14 protein-coding genes and 1 pseudogene are annotated in these 17,660 nt (G+C 56.0%); 4 read left to right on the top strand and 11 right to left on the bottom strand.

Annotated elements, in window-relative coordinates; translation table 11 throughout:
* Positions 1-147: 147 nt before the first annotated feature.
* From glcT to DYE26_RS31645, 7 genes are all read right to left on the bottom strand, one after another.
* Positions 148-993 carry a glucose PTS transporter transcription antiterminator GlcT gene (gene glcT / locus DYE26_RS31675; RefSeq protein ID WP_036620721.1) on the bottom strand — a complete coding sequence of 282 codons (846 nt, stop codon included), beginning with the start codon at positions 991-993 and terminating at the stop codon, positions 148-150.
* Between the two features lie 188 nt (positions 994-1,181).
* On the bottom strand, positions 1,182-2,756 hold the full coding sequence (locus DYE26_RS31670) for a flotillin lipid rafts scaffold protein FloT (protein ID WP_240534106.1): 1,575 nt from the start codon (positions 2,754-2,756) through the stop codon (positions 1,182-1,184).
* Between the two features lie 17 nt (positions 2,757-2,773).
* The gene (locus tag DYE26_RS31665; protein WP_036620719.1) at positions 2,774-3,301 is read right to left on the bottom strand and encodes an NfeD family membrane protein; all 528 of its coding nucleotides are present in this window, start codon (positions 3,299-3,301) and stop codon (positions 2,774-2,776) included.
* A 181-nt stretch (positions 3,302-3,482) separates the two neighbouring features.
* Entirely contained in the window at positions 3,483-4,646 is a 1,164-nt protein-coding gene (locus DYE26_RS31660; protein ID WP_036620718.1) for an iron-containing alcohol dehydrogenase, read from the bottom strand.
* 791 nt (positions 4,647-5,437) lie between these two features.
* Positions 5,438-7,015: a UDP-glucose--hexose-1-phosphate uridylyltransferase gene (locus tag DYE26_RS31655; protein ID WP_036620716.1), complete on the bottom strand. Its 1,578-nt coding sequence runs from the start codon at positions 7,013-7,015 to the stop codon at positions 5,438-5,440.
* 15 nt (positions 7,016-7,030) lie between these two features.
* Entirely contained in the window at positions 7,031-8,020 is a 990-nt protein-coding gene (gene galE / locus DYE26_RS31650) for a UDP-glucose 4-epimerase GalE (RefSeq protein WP_036620713.1), read from the bottom strand.
* 2 nt (positions 8,021-8,022) lie between these two features.
* A complete protein-coding gene (locus DYE26_RS31645) occupies positions 8,023-9,201 on the bottom strand; it encodes a galactokinase (RefSeq protein WP_036620712.1) in 1,179 nt (392 codons plus the stop codon).
* A 495-nt stretch (positions 9,202-9,696) separates the two neighbouring features.
* Between DYE26_RS31645 and DYE26_RS31640 the strand changes: the two genes are divergently transcribed.
* On the top strand, positions 9,697-10,593 hold the full coding sequence (locus DYE26_RS31640) for an AraC family transcriptional regulator (protein WP_051985833.1): 897 nt from the start codon (positions 9,697-9,699) through the stop codon (positions 10,591-10,593).
* Positions 10,594-10,610: 17 nt separating this feature from the next.
* On the opposite strand, the gene DYE26_RS31635 is transcribed toward DYE26_RS31640, so the two are convergent.
* Positions 10,611-11,363, bottom strand: coding sequence for an NAD-dependent protein deacylase (locus DYE26_RS31635; RefSeq protein WP_036620710.1), 753 nt, complete (start codon positions 11,361-11,363; stop codon positions 10,611-10,613).
* A gap of 37 nt (positions 11,364-11,400) precedes the next feature.
* Complete coding sequence (locus DYE26_RS31630) at positions 11,401-12,177, bottom strand: HAD family hydrolase (RefSeq protein WP_036627735.1); 777 nt, start codon at positions 12,175-12,177, stop codon at positions 11,401-11,403.
* 213 nt (positions 12,178-12,390) lie between these two features.
* On the opposite strand from DYE26_RS31630, the gene DYE26_RS31625 reads away from it, so the two are divergent.
* The 3 genes and pseudogenes from DYE26_RS31625 to ilvD all read left to right on the top strand — a co-directional run bounded on the left by DYE26_RS31625 (position 12,391) and on the right by ilvD (position 15,714).
* Entirely contained in the window at positions 12,391-13,446 is a 1,056-nt protein-coding gene (locus DYE26_RS31625; protein ID WP_036620708.1) for an acyltransferase family protein, read from the top strand.
* 130 nt (positions 13,447-13,576) lie between these two features.
* Positions 13,577-13,831: pseudogene (locus tag DYE26_RS31620) on the top strand (KGG domain-containing protein); the annotation flags it as partial.
* Between the two features lie 197 nt (positions 13,832-14,028).
* Positions 14,029-15,714 carry a dihydroxy-acid dehydratase gene (ilvD, locus tag DYE26_RS31615; RefSeq protein ID WP_036620704.1) on the top strand — a complete coding sequence of 562 codons (1,686 nt, stop codon included), beginning with the start codon at positions 14,029-14,031 and terminating at the stop codon, positions 15,712-15,714.
* Positions 15,715-15,794: 80 nt separating this feature from the next.
* On the opposite strand, the gene DYE26_RS31610 is transcribed toward ilvD, so the two are convergent.
* Positions 15,795-17,000 (bottom strand): MFS transporter, encoded by a 1,206-nt coding sequence (locus tag DYE26_RS31610; RefSeq protein WP_036620702.1) that lies wholly within the window; start codon positions 16,998-17,000, stop codon positions 15,795-15,797.
* A gap of 63 nt (positions 17,001-17,063) precedes the next feature.
* Positions 17,064-17,621 (bottom strand): MarR family winged helix-turn-helix transcriptional regulator, encoded by a 558-nt coding sequence (locus tag DYE26_RS31605; RefSeq protein ID WP_036620700.1) that lies wholly within the window; start codon positions 17,619-17,621, stop codon positions 17,064-17,066.
* Positions 17,622-17,660 lie beyond the last annotated feature (39 nt).

The following is a 17,660-nucleotide window of genomic DNA, read 5'->3' as shown; positions in this document are numbered from 1 at the left end:
GTTAGGGATAGAATACCCCGTAATCCAACGATACACTCAAAAACCTTTTATCAACTCATGCCTGATCGAATCAGTTACACATTGTGATTTGATATTGTTGTTAATGCACTTGAAATTATAGCAGACCTATTTTGCATACGCAAGAGGTTAGTTGATCTCGGGCGGAACGATGCGGTGCAAGTGCATTGTCAAATAGGAGACTTCCGCCTGATAAACCGGCATTTTCAGGCGTTTCTCCATCACTTTGGTCAATTTCCAAGCGAGCGCATACAAGGTCGGATACTCGCGCTTAAGCAAGCTTTCCAGCTTATCGACTTCGGCCACCCGCTCGCCGCGGCGAACCCGTTCGATGGCAAACCGCAGGTGCGTCAGCAGCCGCGAGTAGTCAAGCGAGTTCCGCAGGATGGAAAATTGCAGATCATCCTCAATTATGCCAACCAAATCGGCGATCAGTTGGGCATGCCCCCGCACCTCGCTGATGTGGCGGTTCGTCATGGCACTGTTGATGTGAAGCGCCACGAATCCGGTTTCATCCTGGCCGAGATCGACGCCCATTTTCCGGCGGATCAAATCGATGGCGTATTCGGCCAGCTCGAATTCCAGCGGATACAGCTCCTTCGTCTCAAACAGAAACGGATTGTGGAAGGCGAGATCCTGCTCCGCCCGCTTGATGGCAAACGCCAAATGGTCCGTGAGCGCAATATGGATGTGCTCATTCAATGTCGCTTGCGTTTTGCTGGAAATATACATGATGATTTCGCCAATGAGCTCAATCAGTTGTTCGTCCACCTGGGGAATTAGCTGTTTGTATTGTTCCTGTTCCTGCTGATTCGTAAGAATGAACAGTTTCTCTACCGCCTCAAGAGGAATGGACTCGCCCGATTTGCGGTTAAATCCGATGCCTTTGCCGATCACAACGACTTCGCCATGATCCGGATGGTTGGCGATAATGACGTTGTTATTCAACACTTTGGCCACGCGTAGACTGTTCACAGGTCGCACCTCTTCTTGTCTATTCTCCGAAAACATGTACGCCCATTATAAACGATTGGCCGAGCCCTTGTCAGCCGTTTGCGGATAAATGTATAGGACAACCGCCGCAAAAAGCGCTTCAGCCGCAAAACAAGAGGCCGTCCTAACTGCTTAGGAGGGCCTCTTTGGATCCACTGAAGTCCAATCTCTTACTCTTTAGCTTCCCGCGAAGCCGCGCTTTCCAGCGCAACCGCCTCCCGGCTGGCCTCGCCGCTTCGCGCCGAAGCTGCGGGCGTCCCCTCCGCCGGCTGCGCGGACGCCACCGTTTTGCCTTTCGTCAAGCCCTGAATCAAGCGGTCGAGTTCGATGCCGGACACGCTTTTCAGCATATCCGGAGCCGTCGCCATTAATTCCGTGACGTAATTGCTGACGCGGGCCGCCCCTTCGCCTTTGCCCGTATCGACCACCGTCAATTTATCGATGGAGGACAATGGACTGGCGATTTGTCCGGCCAAGTCGGGAAGCATTTTGACAACGATATCCAAAATCGCCGCTTCTCCGAACTTCGAAAACGCCTCGGCCAGCTTCTCCTTGGCCTCTGCTTCCGCCAACCCGCGCAGGCGGATGATCTCGGCTTCCGCGGAGCCTTTGGCCCGCTCGGCTTCGGCGATCGCCAAACCTTCCAGCCGTTTCTGTTCGGCCGATGCTTTCGCCTGGGTTTCGATGGAGTATTGCAGCGCGTCGGCTTCCCGCATCTTCCGCGCCTTTTCGGCTTCCGCCGCCTGTTCGACCGCGTAACGGTCGGCATCGGCTTTTTTCTTCACTTCAGCATCATACTGTTTCTGACGTACGTTGATTTCTTTATCCTTCAGATCGATTTCCCGTTCCTTGCGCACGAGTTCGACCTTCATCTGCTCCTCAACCGCGATCTGCTTGGCCCGGGCCTCCTGGATGAAATAAGCCTGGTCGGCATCGGCCTTGGCGGTATCCTGCTCTTTTTTGAAGGAAGCGATCTTCAGCTCTTTTTCCTTCTCCGCTTCGGCGATATTCGTGTCCCGCAGCAGTTCGGCCTTTTGCCCGGACTCTTCGGCCAGCGCCTTTTGAATCCGCGCATCCCGCAGCGCTTCCGCTTCGGCGATATCGGCGTCCCGTTTGACCGCCGCGATCCGCGGTTTCCCCAGCGCCTCCAAGTAGCCGTGCTTGTCGCGGACGTCTTTGATCGTGAACGAAACGATCTGCAGCCCCATCTTTTTGAGGTCGCGCGCCGCCACGCCTTGGACCTCTTGGGCAAATTTATCGCGATTGCGGTACACTTCCTCGACGGTCATGGAGCCCAAAATGGAACGAAGATGTCCTTCGAGCACTTCCTGGGCTTCGCCTTTCAGCGATTCGATCGGCTTGCCCATGAACTGTTCGGCCGCGGTAGCCACGTCCTCGATCGAGCTGCCCACTTTGATGATCGCCACGCCGTCGGCCGAAACCGGAACGCCCTGTTCGGTATACACTTCAGGCGTCATTACGTCAAGTTTATGGGACAATAACGATAAGTACTCCGCTTTCTGAAAAATCGGCCAGATAAACGCCCCGCCGCCGCGGACGATTTTAATTTTGCGGCCGGACTGGTCATCGGAAATGTTCCGGTTGCCGAGAAAAGAACCGGTTACGATCATCGCTTCGTCCGGGCTTACGGTTTTGTATCTGGCCCAAAAGGCAAGGCCCAGCACAATGATAACCCCGATCACAACAGCGGGAATCAGGATAATGTCAGGAATGCTTTCAAACAATCACATCAGCTCCCTTTTCAAGATTGGTTTTCATACAGCTCGGATACTTGAATGGTTCCGTCCCTCGTATCCACAACGACGACGCGCGTTCCGGCGGGAATTTCCCGATGGTCAAAGCTGGAGGCGATATGAATCGTGTTGCCGGCCACCAGCGTTACCATCACTTCGCCGAAACCTTCCGAAGGAATCGGCACGGTCACCTCGCCCACTTTACCGGGCAGCTCCGCGGTCGAATAACCGGTGGAATTTTCGCTGTTTTCCGCCGGCTTGACGTAAGCGAAGTAAACTGCGGCGGCCAGCGCCAAAGCGATGACGAGCGCAAGCGCGATCACGGCGGCGTTCCCGAGTCCGGTATAGCGATGCAATAAAATCCCGGCCCCGCCAAAGCTGGTTACCGCCGAAGCCGTAATGACCGGTTTGAGGAAATCGGCGGACACCGCGTCGAAAATCCCATCTATCCAGCTGCCGATCAAGTCTCCGATCAGCGCGCTGACGACCGCAAACAGCGCTCCGCCGATAAAGCAGGACCAAAACAGCGTTTCCATGCCGTCCCTCCTTTCGATAAACAAATATGTAAATCTATATATTTCATACGTTATTTCAGGGAATTTGTTTCAACAAAAATAGCCTCCCAGCGGTTGGAGCGCGGTTTTCCCAGTGATTTTCCGCATCAATAAAGAAAAAGGGCCGGTCCCCCAAAAAAGGGGACGGCCCAATAACTTATGCTTACAGCGACATCCGGTAAATTTCCACCACGTCCTGCTTATTCAGCACGGCGAATCGGCCGAACGGACCGAATTTGACCGCCTTGTCGGCCATGATTTCAAGCTTGCTGTCGTCGATGCCGTAATCCGCCAGCCGGCTTGGCGCCCCGATCGAGCTCCAGAACGAACGCAGCGCCTCGATGCCCTCCAGCGCCACGGCCTCGTCGCTTTTGCCCTCCGGATCCACGTCAAACACGTTTACGGCCAGGCGTTTAAAGCGGGACACGTCATGCTTCAGGTTGTATTTCATCCAGTTGGGGAACAGGATGGCGAGCCCGCCGCCATGCGGAATGTCGTACACGGCCGACACCGCGTGTTCGATGTTGTGGGTCGCCCAGTCGCCCGAATAGCCCATATTCAATACGCCGTTCAGCGCCATCGTGCCGCAGAGCAATATCGTTTCGCGATGCTCGTAGCTTTCGAGATCGGCGATCAGCTTGGGCGCCGTTTCGATCACGGTGCGCAGCAGTGCCTCGCAAAAACCGTCCTGCAGCGGTGTATTGGTCGCTTTATGGAAATAATGCTCCAGCACGTGGGACATCATATCGACCATGCCGTAAACCGTCTGATCCTTCGGCACGGAAAACGTATTTTGCGGATCGAGGATCGAAAAGGCGGGGAAAGCGAACGGGCTGCCCCATCCTTGTTTTTCCTGCGTCGCTTCGTTCGTAATCACCGATCCGCCGTTCATTTCGGAGCCGGTGGCGGCCATCGTCAGCACCGTCCCGAGCGGAAGCGCCGCCGTCGCCGCAGCCTTGCGGTCCACGATATCCCATATGTCCCCGTCAAATTTGGCGCCCACCGCAATCGCTTTGGAGCAATCCAGCACGCTGCCTCCGCCGACGGCGAGCACCAGCTCGATGCCCTTCGTTTTGCACAGCTCGACCCCGCGGCGAACCGTGGACAGCCGGGGATTCGGCTCCACGCCGGCCAGCTCCGTCACTTCGGCGCCGATTTCCCCCAAAACCGCCAACACTTTATCATACAGGCCGCTGCGCTTGATGCTTCCGCCGCCGTACACCAGCAGCACTTTTTTGCCGTAAGCCGGAACCTCGGTTTTTAAAGCTTCCAGCTGGTTTTTGCCGAAAATCAGCTTCGTCGGATTACGAAACACAAAATTGTCCATGCCAAGCTCCCTCCAACCTGTTTTATGTAGAAATTACGACCTTATTATACTTCCAACCGCAAAAAGAAAACAATGAAAACGAAAGCCGCGGAAGCCGTTGGCAAGGTGCCTTTAGGAATGGCGCCACGGAGAGACAATGCGGGAAGCCGGTACTTTGAGGAACAGGAACAGGAACCGCCTGCTCGGGAAAGCCCAAGCTGCCTGAGAAACCCACTGCGAAAATAATAAGGACAAAAAATGTCGTTATTCCGGTGATATCCGTTCATTTGAGAGAAGTAGAGGCAATTTGTGCCGCTATTTTCCCCACCCGCAGGGAAATGCCCGCGTTCTGGAACATTTATAGAAAAATAAGTACAGAAAATGCCGCTAATGGGTTGAATTTGCTGGGGTTTGGAGTAATAAGCACATAATTTGCCGCTATTACGACGGCCGGCGGTCGATCATTCCAGTAACCGGCTAGCAAACGCAGATTTCGCACATTTCGCAGACTTTGCAGATTTCACAGACTTTGCACATTCCCGGACTTTGCACATTTCGCAGACTTATCAGACTTAGCAAACTTAGCAAACTTAGCAGACTTGCAGACTTAGCAGACTTGCAGACTCGCATTTTTGCAGACTTTGCAATTTCGCGACTTTACAGATTCGCAATTTCGCCGATTTCAAGATTGAGCTTACCTCCACCGCCGATTTTCGCACCGCATAAGTCGCGCGAATAAATAAAAATGGGGGCCGGCCCAAGCCACATGCTTGCCCGGGCCGCCCCCTCACGCATCTCTGAATAAACCTATGCTACTGTTTCCGGTAACCCGCCGAGGCGACGAAACGTTCAAAAGCCGCCCGCCCGGCTTCCGTCGTCTTAAACACGCCGGCATGCCCCAGGATTTCCGAGAACTTGCGCCCGACCTCGTCACGCAGCAGCGCAGCGGCCGCATCCCGGGTCAGCGAGGTTCCAAACCGGTCAACCAGCTCCTTCACCCAGTCGGCGTGCACCGCCAAACGGGCGTTCGGGTCGGTTACGGTCTGATCATACAGGGCCTTGTCCCCGCATAGGATGCCGGCGATCTGCGCCAGCTCTTCCTTCAGCCGCCCCGGCAAAATCGCCAGCCCCATGACCTCGATCAAACCGATGTTTTCTTTTTTGATATGGTGCATTTCCCGGTGCGGATGGAAGATCCCCTCCGGATGCAGTTCGTCCGTCCGGTTGTTCCGCAGCACGATATCGGCTTCAAAACCGCCGTCCGCGCTGCGGCGTACGATCGGGGTCACCGTATTGTGCGGCACGCTTTGCCCGTCCTGTTCGCTAAACGCCCGGATCGCGGCGTCAGGGTCGCTGTAGGCTTTCCACTTCTCGTACAGATCGTCCATCGCTTCGAGAAGCACGCCGGGATCGCGGCCTTGCAAACGCAGTACCGACATCGGCCATTTCACCATGCCGGCCGTTACGCCGGAAAAATCCGGATGGGCGAAGGCCGCTTCGATCGGCGCTTTTTCCAGCGGGAACGTATGGCGCCCTCCCTGAAAATGATCATGGGTCAAAATCGAACCGCCGACGATCGGCAAATCCGCGTTGGAGCCGATGAAGTAATGCGGGAACAGGGCCGTAAAATCGAGCAGCCGTTTAAATGTCTCCCGGGTTAGCTTCATCGGCACATGGTCGTGATGGAACACGATGCAGTGCTCGTTATAATACACGTAAGGCGAATATTGGAAAAACCACGGTTCCCCGTTCAATTCCAGCGGAATGACGCGCAGGTTTTGCCGGGCCGGGTGGTTGAGCCGTCCCGCATAGCCGACGTTTTCGCGGCAGAGCTGGCATTTCGGATACACGGGAGGCGGCAGCAGCTTGGCCATGGCGATCTCTTGCGGATTTTTTTCCGGCTTGGACAGATTGATCGTAATCTCCATCTCGCCGTAAGGCGTAGGCTGGTTCCAATAAATATTTTGCCGCACCCTGTCCATCCGGATGTAGTTGCTGTCCACCGACAGCTTGTAGAACGCGTTCGTCGCGGCGGCGATTCCTTGTTCGCTTTGCGTTTTGCGGAAAGCGGCGATCGTCTCGGAAGGGCGCGGCATCAACAGGCCCATAATCCTGGCGTCCAGCAAATCGCGGTACGTCGCGGTATTTTCCGGGATCAGCCCGATGGCAAAGCCGTAGTCGATCAAAATTTCCAGCGGCTCCTGCGGCCCGGACAGGGGCTCCTCCGCCACCGTTCCGGCGGACGGCTCGTCAAAAGAAAACAGCTCCAGCAGCCGGTTGCGCGAGTAATCGACGTCCCACCAATCGATCATGCCTTGCTCCAGCGCGTAATGGACCAGCCGTTCGAGCGCGTGCAAAACGTCCAGCCGGTTTCTCTCGTCTACTCCCATCGCTTAACTCACCCCTTAGTTGTCGTTATAGCCGTCCGGATGATTGCTGTGCCAAGCCCAGGCGCTCTCGATAATGTCCTCCAGCTTGCCCCGCGAAGGCTGCCAGCCAAGCACGCTGCGGGCCTTGTCGGAAGAGGCGATCAACACCGCCGGGTCGCCGGCGCGGCGCGGGCTGATCACGACCGGAAAATCGCGGCCGGTCACGCTTTTAACCGTTTCGATTACTTCTTTGACCGAAAATCCCTGCCCGTTGCCGAGGTTAAACACGTTGCTGTCCCCGCCGCGCTGCAGGTAGTCGACCGCCCGCAGATGGGCGTCCGCCAAATCGCCGACATGGATGTAGTCGCGGACGCAGGTGCCGTCCGGCGTATTGTAATCGTCGCCGAACACTTGGATCGACGGGCGCTGCCCCAAAGCCGCCTGAATAATGAGCGGAATCAGGTGGCTTTCCGGGCGGTGGTCTTCGCCGATTTTCCCGCTTTCGTGGGCGCCTGCGGCGTTAAAGTAGCGCAGCGATACGTATTTGATTCCGAGCACCTGGTCGAACCAGGCCATCATCCGCTCCATCGTCAGCTTCGTTTCACCGTACACGTTGGTCGGCTCGGTTTTGTCGCTTTCTTCGATCGGCACTTTTTCCGGTTCACCGTAGGTCGCCGCCGTGGAAGAAAAGACGATTTTGCGCACGTTCGCCTGATTCATCGCATCGAGCAGGCACAGCGTGCCGTAAACGTTGTTGTCGAAATATTTGACCGGGTCCTTCATGCTTTCCCCGACCAGGGAGTTGGCGGCAAAATGAATGACCGCCTCGATGTCGTTTTCGGAGAACAGCCGTTTCAGCAGCTCCTTGTCCCGCAAATCCCCTTCGTACAGCTTGCCGCCCAGCAAAGCTCCGCGGTGTCCGGTCTGCAGATTGTCGATGACGACAACCTCCTTGCCTTGCTCCAGCAGCGCCGCCACCGTATGCGAGCCGATATAACCCGCTCCGCCCGTAACCAAAATCGCCATGATTAGTTCTCCCCTTTCATTTCATGCACACCGTCGCCCACGCCGCAAACGTAGAACTCGCCTTCGATACCGGTCCGCTCAAGATAAGCTTTGCCGACCTCGGCCAGGAACCGGTCCACCGCGTCCTCATGCACGAGGGACACGGTGCAGCCGCCAAACCCGGCTCCGGTCATCCGCGCGCCCAGCGTTCCCTCGATTTTGCGCGCTTCTTCCACCATCACGTCCAGCTCCAGGCAGCTGACTTCATACAGGTCTCGCAGCGAATCGTGCGAAGCGTTCATCAGCTCGCCGAAGGCTTTCAGATCGTTGGCGGTCAGAGCGTCGACCGATTTCAGCACGCGCGCGTTTTCTTCCACCACGTGTTTGGCCCGGTTGAACAGCACCTCGTCCGGAAAATCCCCCCGCCACTCGTTGAGCTGCTCCGGCTGCAAATGCGCCAGGTACTCCAGCCCGGGCTCGCGCTTCCGCAAAATCTCCAGCGCCGCGTCGCACTGCGAACGCCGTTCGTTGTATTTCGAATCGACCAGCCCGCGCCGTTTTTTCGTATTGCTGATGATAAGCTTGTAGGCCCCCGTCCGGAACGGAACGAGCTTATATTCCAGCGTATCGCACATCAGCAGGATCGCGTGATCCTTCGCCCCGTTCGCCACCGCAAACTGGTCCATGATGCCGCTGTTGACGCCGACATAGCCGTTTTCCACCCGTTGGGACAAGCGGGCGATTTCCACCGTATCGGTTTCTTTTCCTTCCATGCTGAGCAGCGCGTAGGCCGTCACCACTTCAAGCGAAGCAGAGGAGGACAGGCCCGAACCGTTCGGGATTTCGCCTTGGAACAGCAGGTCGTAACCGCCGCTGAGCCGGGCGCCGAGCTTCTCCAGCTCCAGGATAATGCCGACCGGGTAATCGATCCATTCGCCCGATTTCTCCTTGCCGAGCTGATCCAAATCAAGCTCCGCCGCATAAGGCAAATTCATGGAAGCAAATGACACTTTGCGGTCGGCGCGTTTGCGCAGCGCCAGCGTGGTGCCGAACTCCAGCGCCGCGGGAAATACGTATCCTCCGTTGTAGTCGATATGCTCGCCGATCAGGTTGACGCGTCCCGGCGCGTTGAAGATGCGCAGCGGCTCCGCGCTTTCGCCGTATTTGGATATAAACAATTGTTCCATTTCCTGTTTCTTCATCAACGTACACCCCATCGTCAAAGAATCTGTACTTCTTGTTCTCAGTATAATGAAAACGCTCCGCTTTGATAATGCATCTTTGCGAGTTCTATATAGATAAATGTGACTTTTCCGGTTAAAATGGGGACAGTAAAATGCGTGTTCAAAAAGTCAGGTTTTCAGTGCCGAGAAGGTTGGACATGAAGCAGGGACTGAGTAGCGGAGCGTAGGAAGATCCTACGTGCGCAACGGAAATGTTTCCGTAGGAAACATGCTTCGAAAGCATATGCTTGGCCCAGCTGAATTCAAGATTCGATGTCGATTAAGATTCCTGTCCTGCTTCGTGATAAGAAAAACTTCTATTGAAGTATTTTCTAGGAAGCCAGACCGCGATTAGCGGTAGTTTTTCTTGCGATATTGCGATATAAGGAAGCTGATACTTGAACGTCTATTCTTTCTTATATCTTCAAAAGATGACTTTTTGAACTTCCTTGTTAAAGGAGAAGAGCCGATATGATGCAAAATAAACAAGAAACCTACAGCGCGGCGGCCAATCCCGAGATTTATGAATCCGGCGACCTGCACGTCTTGTTTGCAGGCGAAAGCCAAACGCGCGCCGACCACCGGCTGGGCCCCAAAGTATACGATTATTTTCTGCTGCACTTCGTCGAGAGCGGCAAAGGAAACTTCCGCACGGAATTCGCCGCCTTCGACTTAAACGAAGGGGACTGCTTCCTGATTCACCCCGAGCAGCTTGTCAGCTATGGCTCCGATCTGTCCGAGCCGTGGCGCTACCGCTGGATCGCCTTTACCGGAGACAAAGCCGCGGAACTGGTCCTCCGGGCCGGCCTGACGCCCGAGCTTCCGGTGCTCCGCCAAGGCGCGGGCAGCAAAATCCCCGGGATTCTGCAAAGCGCGCTGCAGGCTTTCCAGGCGAAAAAGCCAAGCTCGCACCTGCTGTCGCTCGGCCTGCTGCATCTCTTGATGGCCGAGGCCCAGGAAGCCCTGGCGAAGGAATCGCCGCACCCGTCCGGCGAATCCGGGGTCCAGCGCATCGTCAAACAAATGATTCATTATATGTCGAGCCAATATGCGCACCCGGTATCGATCGAGCAGATGTGCTCCTCCCTTGGCTATAACCGGGCGTATTTATCGCGTATTTTCAAAAAAGCGACCGGCTTGACCCCCGTCACCTATCTGCTGAAGCTGCGCATCGATAAATCCCGCCAGCTGCTGCGGGAGCGGACGGAGCTGTCGATCGAGCAGATCGCCGCCTCCGTCGGGCTGACCGACCCGCTGTATTTCTCCCGGCAGTTCCGCCGCTTTCATCACGAATCGCCGAGCGAATACCGCAAGGCCGTGACGGGGGCGGTCCAGGCCGAACCCAAAAAAGCCCCATCCTCTCATCCGTGAAAAGATGGGGCTTGCTGCTAACGCAGCCCAAGATGTCTGCCCACTTCGCCGAATACGGCGCCGATCGGTTCCGTGATCAGCAGATCGGCCCGCTGGTCGTAAGCGGTGGATGAGGCGTTGACGAGCACCGTTTTGTCCCCGCGGAAATAAGTGACCAAATGAGCCGCGGGCTGCACCGTCAAAGACGTTCCCCCGATCAGCAGCAGATCGGCCGCAGCGATGGCGGACACCGCCGCCTCGATGACCTCGTTGTCCAAACTTTCACCGTACAAGACGACGTCCGGTTTGATAATGCCGCCGCATTCGCAGCGGGGAACTATCTCTTTTCCGCTCATGATCTCCTCCAGCGTGTAGCGGCGGCCGCATGTCATGCACGTATTGCGGTGAATGGACCCGTGCAGCTCCAGCACCTTGCGGCTTCCCGCCAGCTGGTGCAAACCGTCGATGTTTTGCGTAATGACCGCATCCAGCTTCCCCGCGCGCTCCAGGTCGGCGAGAAAGAGATGGGCCGGGTTCGGCCGGGCTTCGGGATGGATCATTTTCGATTTGTAGAAGTCAAAAAACACCTCCGGATGCCGGTCGAAAAAGCGGCGGCTCAATATCTCCTCCGGGGAATAGGGCGAATCCTTCTCCGTTTGGTAGATGCCCGCCGCCGAACGGAAATCGGGAATCCCGCTTTCCGTGGAAATGCCGGCACCGCCGAAAAACACGATACGGCCGCTTTCCTTCACCCAGGACGCCAGCCGCTCCGTTTGCGTTTCACTGTTCATCGCATTGAATTCCTCCTTAAATTTTGCTCGCGCCGCCTTAGCGCACCGAGAGTTCCCGATAACCGGAAACGATCACGTCCGCATCCCGCAAATAAGCTGTCCCCGGCGGCGCCCCGTCCTCCGCAGCGGCCAGCCCGACGGTCAGCCCGGCGCCGGCCCGCTTGCCCATCTGCATGTCGGCGTTGCTGTCGCCGATGACCACGGCCTCCGCCGGGGAAATGCCCAGCTCGCGGCAGGCCAGAAGCGCCATGTCCGGATCGGGTTTCCCGCGGAGGGCCCGGTCGCGGCCGACCACGCTGCCAAACCGCTCGCGCAGGCCCATCCATTCCAGATGCTCCAGAGCTTCCGCCGTCGTGTCGGAAGTGACCACCGCCAGCGCAAGCCCCGTTTCCCGGCAAGCGTCGAGGAACTCGCGCAAGCCCGGCAGCGGCCGCGCCTCCCGCCGCCGCTTGAGCTGCGCCAGCGCCGCCGCGTTGAACTCCCGCACCCGGCTTACCGCATCGTTCCAGGGAACGCCCGCGGCATAAAGCGGGCCGGCCAGAAGCGCGGTGACTTCCTCCTCCGTGCCCATCGCGACCGGACCGGTGCGGTCGTACCCGCTGACGCGGTTCGCCTCGTCCAGCCGCAGTCCAAGCGCCGCCGTTTTGTTGAACAGGCCTGCGGCTCCCAGCGTCTCCAACTCCCGCTCCACGAAGCCGGTCAGCGTCTCCGCCCAGCTTCCCCAAAGCGCCATGAAATCGAGCAGCGTGCCGTCTTTGTCAAACAGTATGCCCCGGCAAGGGACAAGGCGCCCCGCCGCCTGAATATTCGCCATCCGCACCCCAACCTTCCGGAAATCCATGGTGATATATTCCATTATACCATTTTGGCGCCGGGGTTCATCAGTTCGACATAATTGCAGCAAGTGGCAGCGCTTTCCATTGTGATTTCTATCACAAAGTTTTCCTGGTAAACATCGTACCTTAATACTTGAGTTATATATTTAAAATTTTGAGTTTCTAGCGGGAATGAGGAGGAGGCAAACGACATGACGGAAACCGGCATTACCCCTCGAGGCGAGACGTTTTTTCTAAACCTGCGCTTTCTGCTGATCGTCTGCGTGTTCGTCGGCAACGCCATCGAACCCCTGATGGGGCGGATCGGCGGCATGGCCTGGCTATACACGTGGATTTTTACTTTTCATATGCCTTTGTTCGTGTTCGTGACGGGGTATTTTGCCAAAGCGAATTTGCTTGGCGAGGCCGGGCGCAAGGGGCTGCTTCAGATCGGGCTGCAATACGTCATTTTCCAAAGCCTTTATTCCTTGCTGGATGCTGCAGTGTTTCACGTAAACGGCATCCACCGCTCCTTTTTCGCCCCTTATCTGCTGCTCTGGTTCCTGGCCAGCCATTTGGGCTGGCGTCTGATGCAGCTTATGCTGCGCAAATGGCCCGCGCTTCACCAGTTGGCCTTCTCGATCGCGCTGGCCGTGCTGGCCGGCTATCTGCCCGTGGACGGAAGCTGGCTGAGCCTGTCGCGCACATTTGTCTACCTGCCCTTTTTTATCGCAGGCTATCATTTTTCGTTTGAACGTATGGAACGTCTGCTCACCCGGAAAGTCCGGCTTGCCGCCATCGCCCTGTCGCTTGCCTGGTTTGGCCTGATCGCCCTCGGCGGAGCGGATATCGCCCCCGGATGGCTGTACGGCAGCATGACCTACGGCCAGCTCGGGCATCCGGAATGGTACGCCGGCGTTTTCCGCTTGCTGCTCTATCCGCTGCAGCTGTTTGCGGGAATCGTTTTTTGGGGATTTGTTCCGGCAAAAAAGAGCAAAGTCACCGAGATGGGACGCCATACCCTCTACGTATTCCTGCTGCACGGATTTATCGTCCGCCTGGCTGCGGTTTCCCCGCTTTATGCCGCCGTGCGGAGCCTGCCTGCCGCCCTCGGCGTCGTGGCCGGAGCCGTGGCGCTGACTTGGCTGCTCACCCGCCGCTGGGTGCGGATATGCAGCTCCCCGCTTATCGAGCCGCCGGTATCCTGGCTGCTGAAACTGGAACGCCGGGCCTTTCGCCAAGTAGGCGCAACGGGCAAACATTCATAGGCCCACAGTCCGCTTTTTATGCGCATAACCGAGAACATGGCCTTATTTCCTGTCACAATTCGTTTCAAAAGGCAAATCTGTGGTAAATAAATCATACCATTTATTTACCAACCAGATTAGGAGGGATTACATGGCAAGGAATGGAAGGAAAATGACTCGTGAAGAAGCAGGACGTTTGGGAGGTCTAGCCACCGCCAAAACCCACGGCAAACAATTTTACCAGGAAATCGGTCAAAAAGGGGGCGAAGCCACCTCCAAATCGCACAGCAAGGAATTTTACCAGGAAATCGGCCAAAAGGGCGGCGAAGCCACCTCCCAAAAGCACGATAAAGAATTTTACCGCAATATCGGCCGCAAAGGCGGCGTTTCCCGCAGCAAAAGCTATTAAAAGCTGCTATTTTTACGAAGTCCCCGAAAAAATTCGTGGATTTCTTGTTTTCGCGGGAGCAAGCCCGGCTTTTCCTTCGTTCTGCTCCCTGTGATCCCCGCTAGAAAAAGATAACTACTTGTGATAGACTTTAGAGAAAACCTTTAGCGGTGTAAAGCTACAAAATCTAAACCATCATGGGGGGGATAGGCATCATGACAACCAAGAAAATGCGTTCTGACATGATCAAAAAAGGCTTCGACCGGGCGCCTCACCGCAGCTTGCTGCGGGCGGCGGGCGTCAAGGAAGAAGATTTCGGCAAACCGTTTATCGCGGTGTGCAACTCTTATATCGATATCGTTCCCGGGCATGTGCATCTGCAAGAATTCGGCAAAATCGTAAAAGAGGCCATCCGTGAGGCGGGCGGTGTTCCGTTTGAATTCAACACGATCGGCGTGGATGACGGTATTGCGATGGGGCATATCGGGATGCGTTACTCCCTGCCGAGCCGGGAAATCATCGCCGATTCCCTGGAAACCGTCGTTTCCGCACACTGGTTTGACGGCATGGTCTGCATTCCCAACTGCGACAAAATTACCCCGGGCATGATGATGGGCGCGCTGCGCGTCAACATTCCGACCATCTTCGTCAGCGGCGGCCCGATGAAGGCCGGCGTGGACAGCAAAGGCCGCAAGCTTTCTCTGACTTCCGTTTTCGAAGGCGTGGGGGCTTACCAATCCGGCAAAATCGACGACAGCGAACTGCTGGAACTTGAACAGTACGGCTGTCCTACCTGCGGCTCCTGCTCCGGCATGTTCACCGCCAACTCGATGAACTGTCTGGCCGAAGCTCTTGGCCTGGCGCTTCCGGGGAACGGCACGATTCTGGCCGTTTCCGAAGAACGCCGCGATTTCGTGCGGAAGTCCGCGACCCAACTGATGGAACTGATCAAGCTGGATCTTAAACCGCGCGATATCGTGACCAAAGAATCGATCGACAACGCGTTCGCCCTGGATATGGCAATGGGCGGTTCCACCAATACCGTCCTGCATACGCTCGCTTTGGCCCAGGAAGCCGGAGTCGATTACCCGCTGGAGCGTATCAACGAAGTGGCCAACCGCGTGCCGCATATCGCCAAGCTGGCCCCGGCATCCGATATTTTTATCGAAGACGTGCAGCGTGCCGGCGGAGTGAGCGCCGTGCTCCACGAACTGCTCAAGAAACCTGGAGCGATCTTCGGCGATCAAATCACCGTCACCGGAAAAACGATCGCGGAAAACGTTGAGGGTTGTGAAATCCTCGACCACAGCGTCATCCATCCGATCGACAAACCCTATTCGGAAAAAGGCGGCCTGGCGATCCTGTACGGCAACCTGGCTCCGGAAGGCTCGGTCATTAAAGTCGGCGCCGTGGATCCTTCCGTCGGCGGTTATCATAAAGGACCCGCGATCTGCTTTGATTCCCAAGAGGAAGCTTTGGAAGGCATCGCCAACGGCAAAGTCAAGGAAGGCTGCGTCGTCGTCATCCGCTACGAAGGGCCGAAAGGCGGTCCGGGTATGCCGGAAATGCTCGCTCCGACATCGCAAATCGTCGGGATGGGCCTGGGCGCCAAAGTCGGCCTGATCACCGACGGCCGCTTCTCCGGGGCCTCCCGCGGCATCAGCATCGGCCACATTTCGCCGGAAGCCGCTGAAGGCGGTCCGATCGCTTTCGTGGAAGACGGCGATATCATCGAGCTCGATCTGAACAACCGCAAAATCGAGCTTCATGTCAGCGAAGAGGAAATGGCCCGCCGCAAAGCGAACTGGAAAGGCTTTGAGCCGAAGGTGAAAACCGGCTATCTGGCCCGTTATTCCAAGCTCGTCACCAACGCCAGCTCCGGCGGCGTCATGAAGATCTGATTGACTTGATTTCGTTTTGTCCGCATCGGAAAACCGCCGGAGCACCCGCTCCGGCGGTTTTTGCTTTTTGATCAGCGGGATCATTTGTTTGCGGGCTGCGGGCTTTCATCGGTTTCGCGGTCAAGCAGGAGCGCGGCGATTAGCCCGATCCCCAGCACCAATGCAAAAAGTGCGAACGACACCGCAAAACTGCCGGCTCTTATAAATTGCAGAGCGAGAACCGGGCCAATGCTTGTTCCGGCAAACAAAATAAAGGTATACATCGAAACGGCGATTCCCCGTAAGTTGCCGCTCAGACTGCCGACGAGCGATACTAATGACGGCACAGCGATGGCGATTCCCGCGACGAACACGATGGTCATGACCACTAGCAACGGCAAGTTTGAGATCAGTCCCAGCGCAGCCATTCCAACTATGGCCATCAACAATCCGCTCCGCAATACAGCCCTGGTGCCCAAACGTTTGGCAAGCTTGCCGGCAAAGGGCGACAAAATCATACCGAGCACACCGAACGCCCGTACCAGCAAAATTTGCCCCGGTTTCAGCTCAAACGGTGCCCGGCTTACATAGGCCCCCAACATGGTGTACATTCCCACAAACGACATCAACAAGACGAAAGCGACGAGATAGCAGAGCAGGAGACGTTTTTTGGCGAAAACTTTGCCGATATGCTTGATCGGCTCCCAAATCCCGGCGTGAGAATGGTGAATCTCGCCCTTCGGCAGCAGCAACCAGGTCAGTATAGCCGTCAAAGCGTAGATCGTGGACAGAAGCAGGAAAACCGCATTCCACCCGTAAGTCTGGCTGAGCAGGCTGCTAATCAATTGCCCGGCAATGCCGGCGACAAGAAAGCCTGTGCTGATGAATCCGATCGTAGAGACGCGCCGTTCGGCAGGGAACATCTCCACCGCGTAAGCCAGGGCCACCGGCGAGAAAGTGGCGGCCGCGGCACCTTGCAAAGCGCGCAACACCAGGAGTCCGGCGAAATTGTGCACGAGCCCCAATATAAGCGAAATCAGCGTCAGTGCGATCATGCCGGTCAGAATCACCTGTTTGCGTCCGTATCTGTCGGACAAGGCACCGTAAACCAGGCAGCCGGCGGCAAAACCGAGCGAGAAAATACTGCCGGCCGCAGCGGCTCGCGTGGCAGATACTTGAAACAAGTCCGCGAACAGATCGATGAGCGGAATAGTGACATACAAGCTGCACATGACCACCATCCCGGACCAACTCAATAATGCGGTCATTAATGAATAAGGATGCTGTTTGACAGATAAATGATTCATTTCGGAACTTCTCCTTTTATTAACGATAATGATTAGATAATCTAACTATGAGTTTAAAAAAAATTATCTTCCGACTCCCAAGCGTTTTTCCAAACTGGTATTCATTTTCCCGAATAATTTCAGCAATACTTGTTGCTCTTCATGAGTCATATCGCTCATCAAAGAGGCGAGCACCGTCCAAAATTCCGGTAAAACTTGCCGGACGAGCCGCCGTCCCTCCTCGGTTATTTCAACATGAACCATTCTGCGATTGTCCGTATTAACCGTGCGTTTGACCCAGTTTCTTTTTTCCAGCCAGTCCAGCAGCGCGGTTGCCGAAGCCCGGCGAATCCCGAGCCGGCTGGCAAGCGCAGACGGAGTCGGGGAAGCGGCTTTGTCATTGGAATGTAAGGTCAGCAACAGCAGAAGGTCCAGCTTGCTTTCCGTGATCCCATACGGCTCCAGCTTCAGGTCGACTAAATCTTGAATATTGTCGCTGATCCATAATAATAATAAACCGATATGCGCTTTCTCGGTTAGATCGCTTGAAACGGACTTCTTCATCAACTCCAAGTACGGTGAAATGCCCAGTCTAGGCAATTGCTGCTCTTTTGAGTAGTCCTGCTCGATTTTTCTTCTCATTTAATCACCTCCGCCAATTGATTAGATAATCTAATTATT

It is taken from the genome of Paenibacillus macerans (assembly GCF_900454495.1).
Taxonomy (GTDB): Bacteria; Bacillota; Bacilli; order Paenibacillales; family Paenibacillaceae; genus Fontibacillus; species Fontibacillus macerans.
Note: the sequence above shows the minus strand (reverse complement) of the source record. Positions and strands in the feature narration are given on the sequence as shown.

Coding starts and splice junctions, on each gene's coding strand:
- DYE26_RS31630 (WP_036627735.1), bottom strand. CDS start 12,177: ATGGCGAATATTCAGGCGGCGGGGCGCCTTGTCCCTTGCCGGGGCATA.
- DYE26_RS31665 (WP_036620719.1), bottom strand. CDS start 3,301: ATGGAAACGCTGTTTTGGTCCTGCTTTATCGGCGGAGCGCTGTTTGCG.
- DYE26_RS31610 (WP_036620702.1), bottom strand. CDS start 17,000: ATGAATCATTTATCTGTCAAACAGCATCCTTATTCATTAATGACCGCA.
- DYE26_RS31645 (WP_036620712.1), bottom strand. CDS start 9,201: ATGAAGAAACAGGAAATGGAACAATTGTTTATATCCAAATACGGCGAA.
- DYE26_RS31605 (WP_036620700.1), bottom strand. CDS start 17,621: ATGAGAAGAAAAATCGAGCAGGACTACTCAAAAGAGCAGCAATTGCCT.
- DYE26_RS31635 (WP_036620710.1), bottom strand. CDS start 11,363: ATGAACAGTGAAACGCAAACGGAGCGGCTGGCGTCCTGGGTGAAGGAA.
- DYE26_RS31660 (WP_036620718.1), bottom strand. CDS start 4,646: ATGGACAATTTTGTGTTTCGTAATCCGACGAAGCTGATTTTCGGCAAA.
- DYE26_RS31640 (WP_051985833.1), top strand. CDS start 9,697: ATGCAAAATAAACAAGAAACCTACAGCGCGGCGGCCAATCCCGAGATT.
- DYE26_RS31655 (WP_036620716.1), bottom strand. CDS start 7,015: ATGGGAGTAGACGAGAGAAACCGGCTGGACGTTTTGCACGCGCTCGAA.
- DYE26_RS31625 (WP_036620708.1), top strand. CDS start 12,391: ATGACGGAAACCGGCATTACCCCTCGAGGCGAGACGTTTTTTCTAAAC.
- galE (WP_036620713.1), bottom strand. CDS start 8,020: ATGGCGATTTTGGTTACGGGCGGAGCGGGTTATATCGGCTCGCATACG.
- ilvD (WP_036620704.1), top strand. CDS start 14,029: ATGACAACCAAGAAAATGCGTTCTGACATGATCAAAAAAGGCTTCGAC.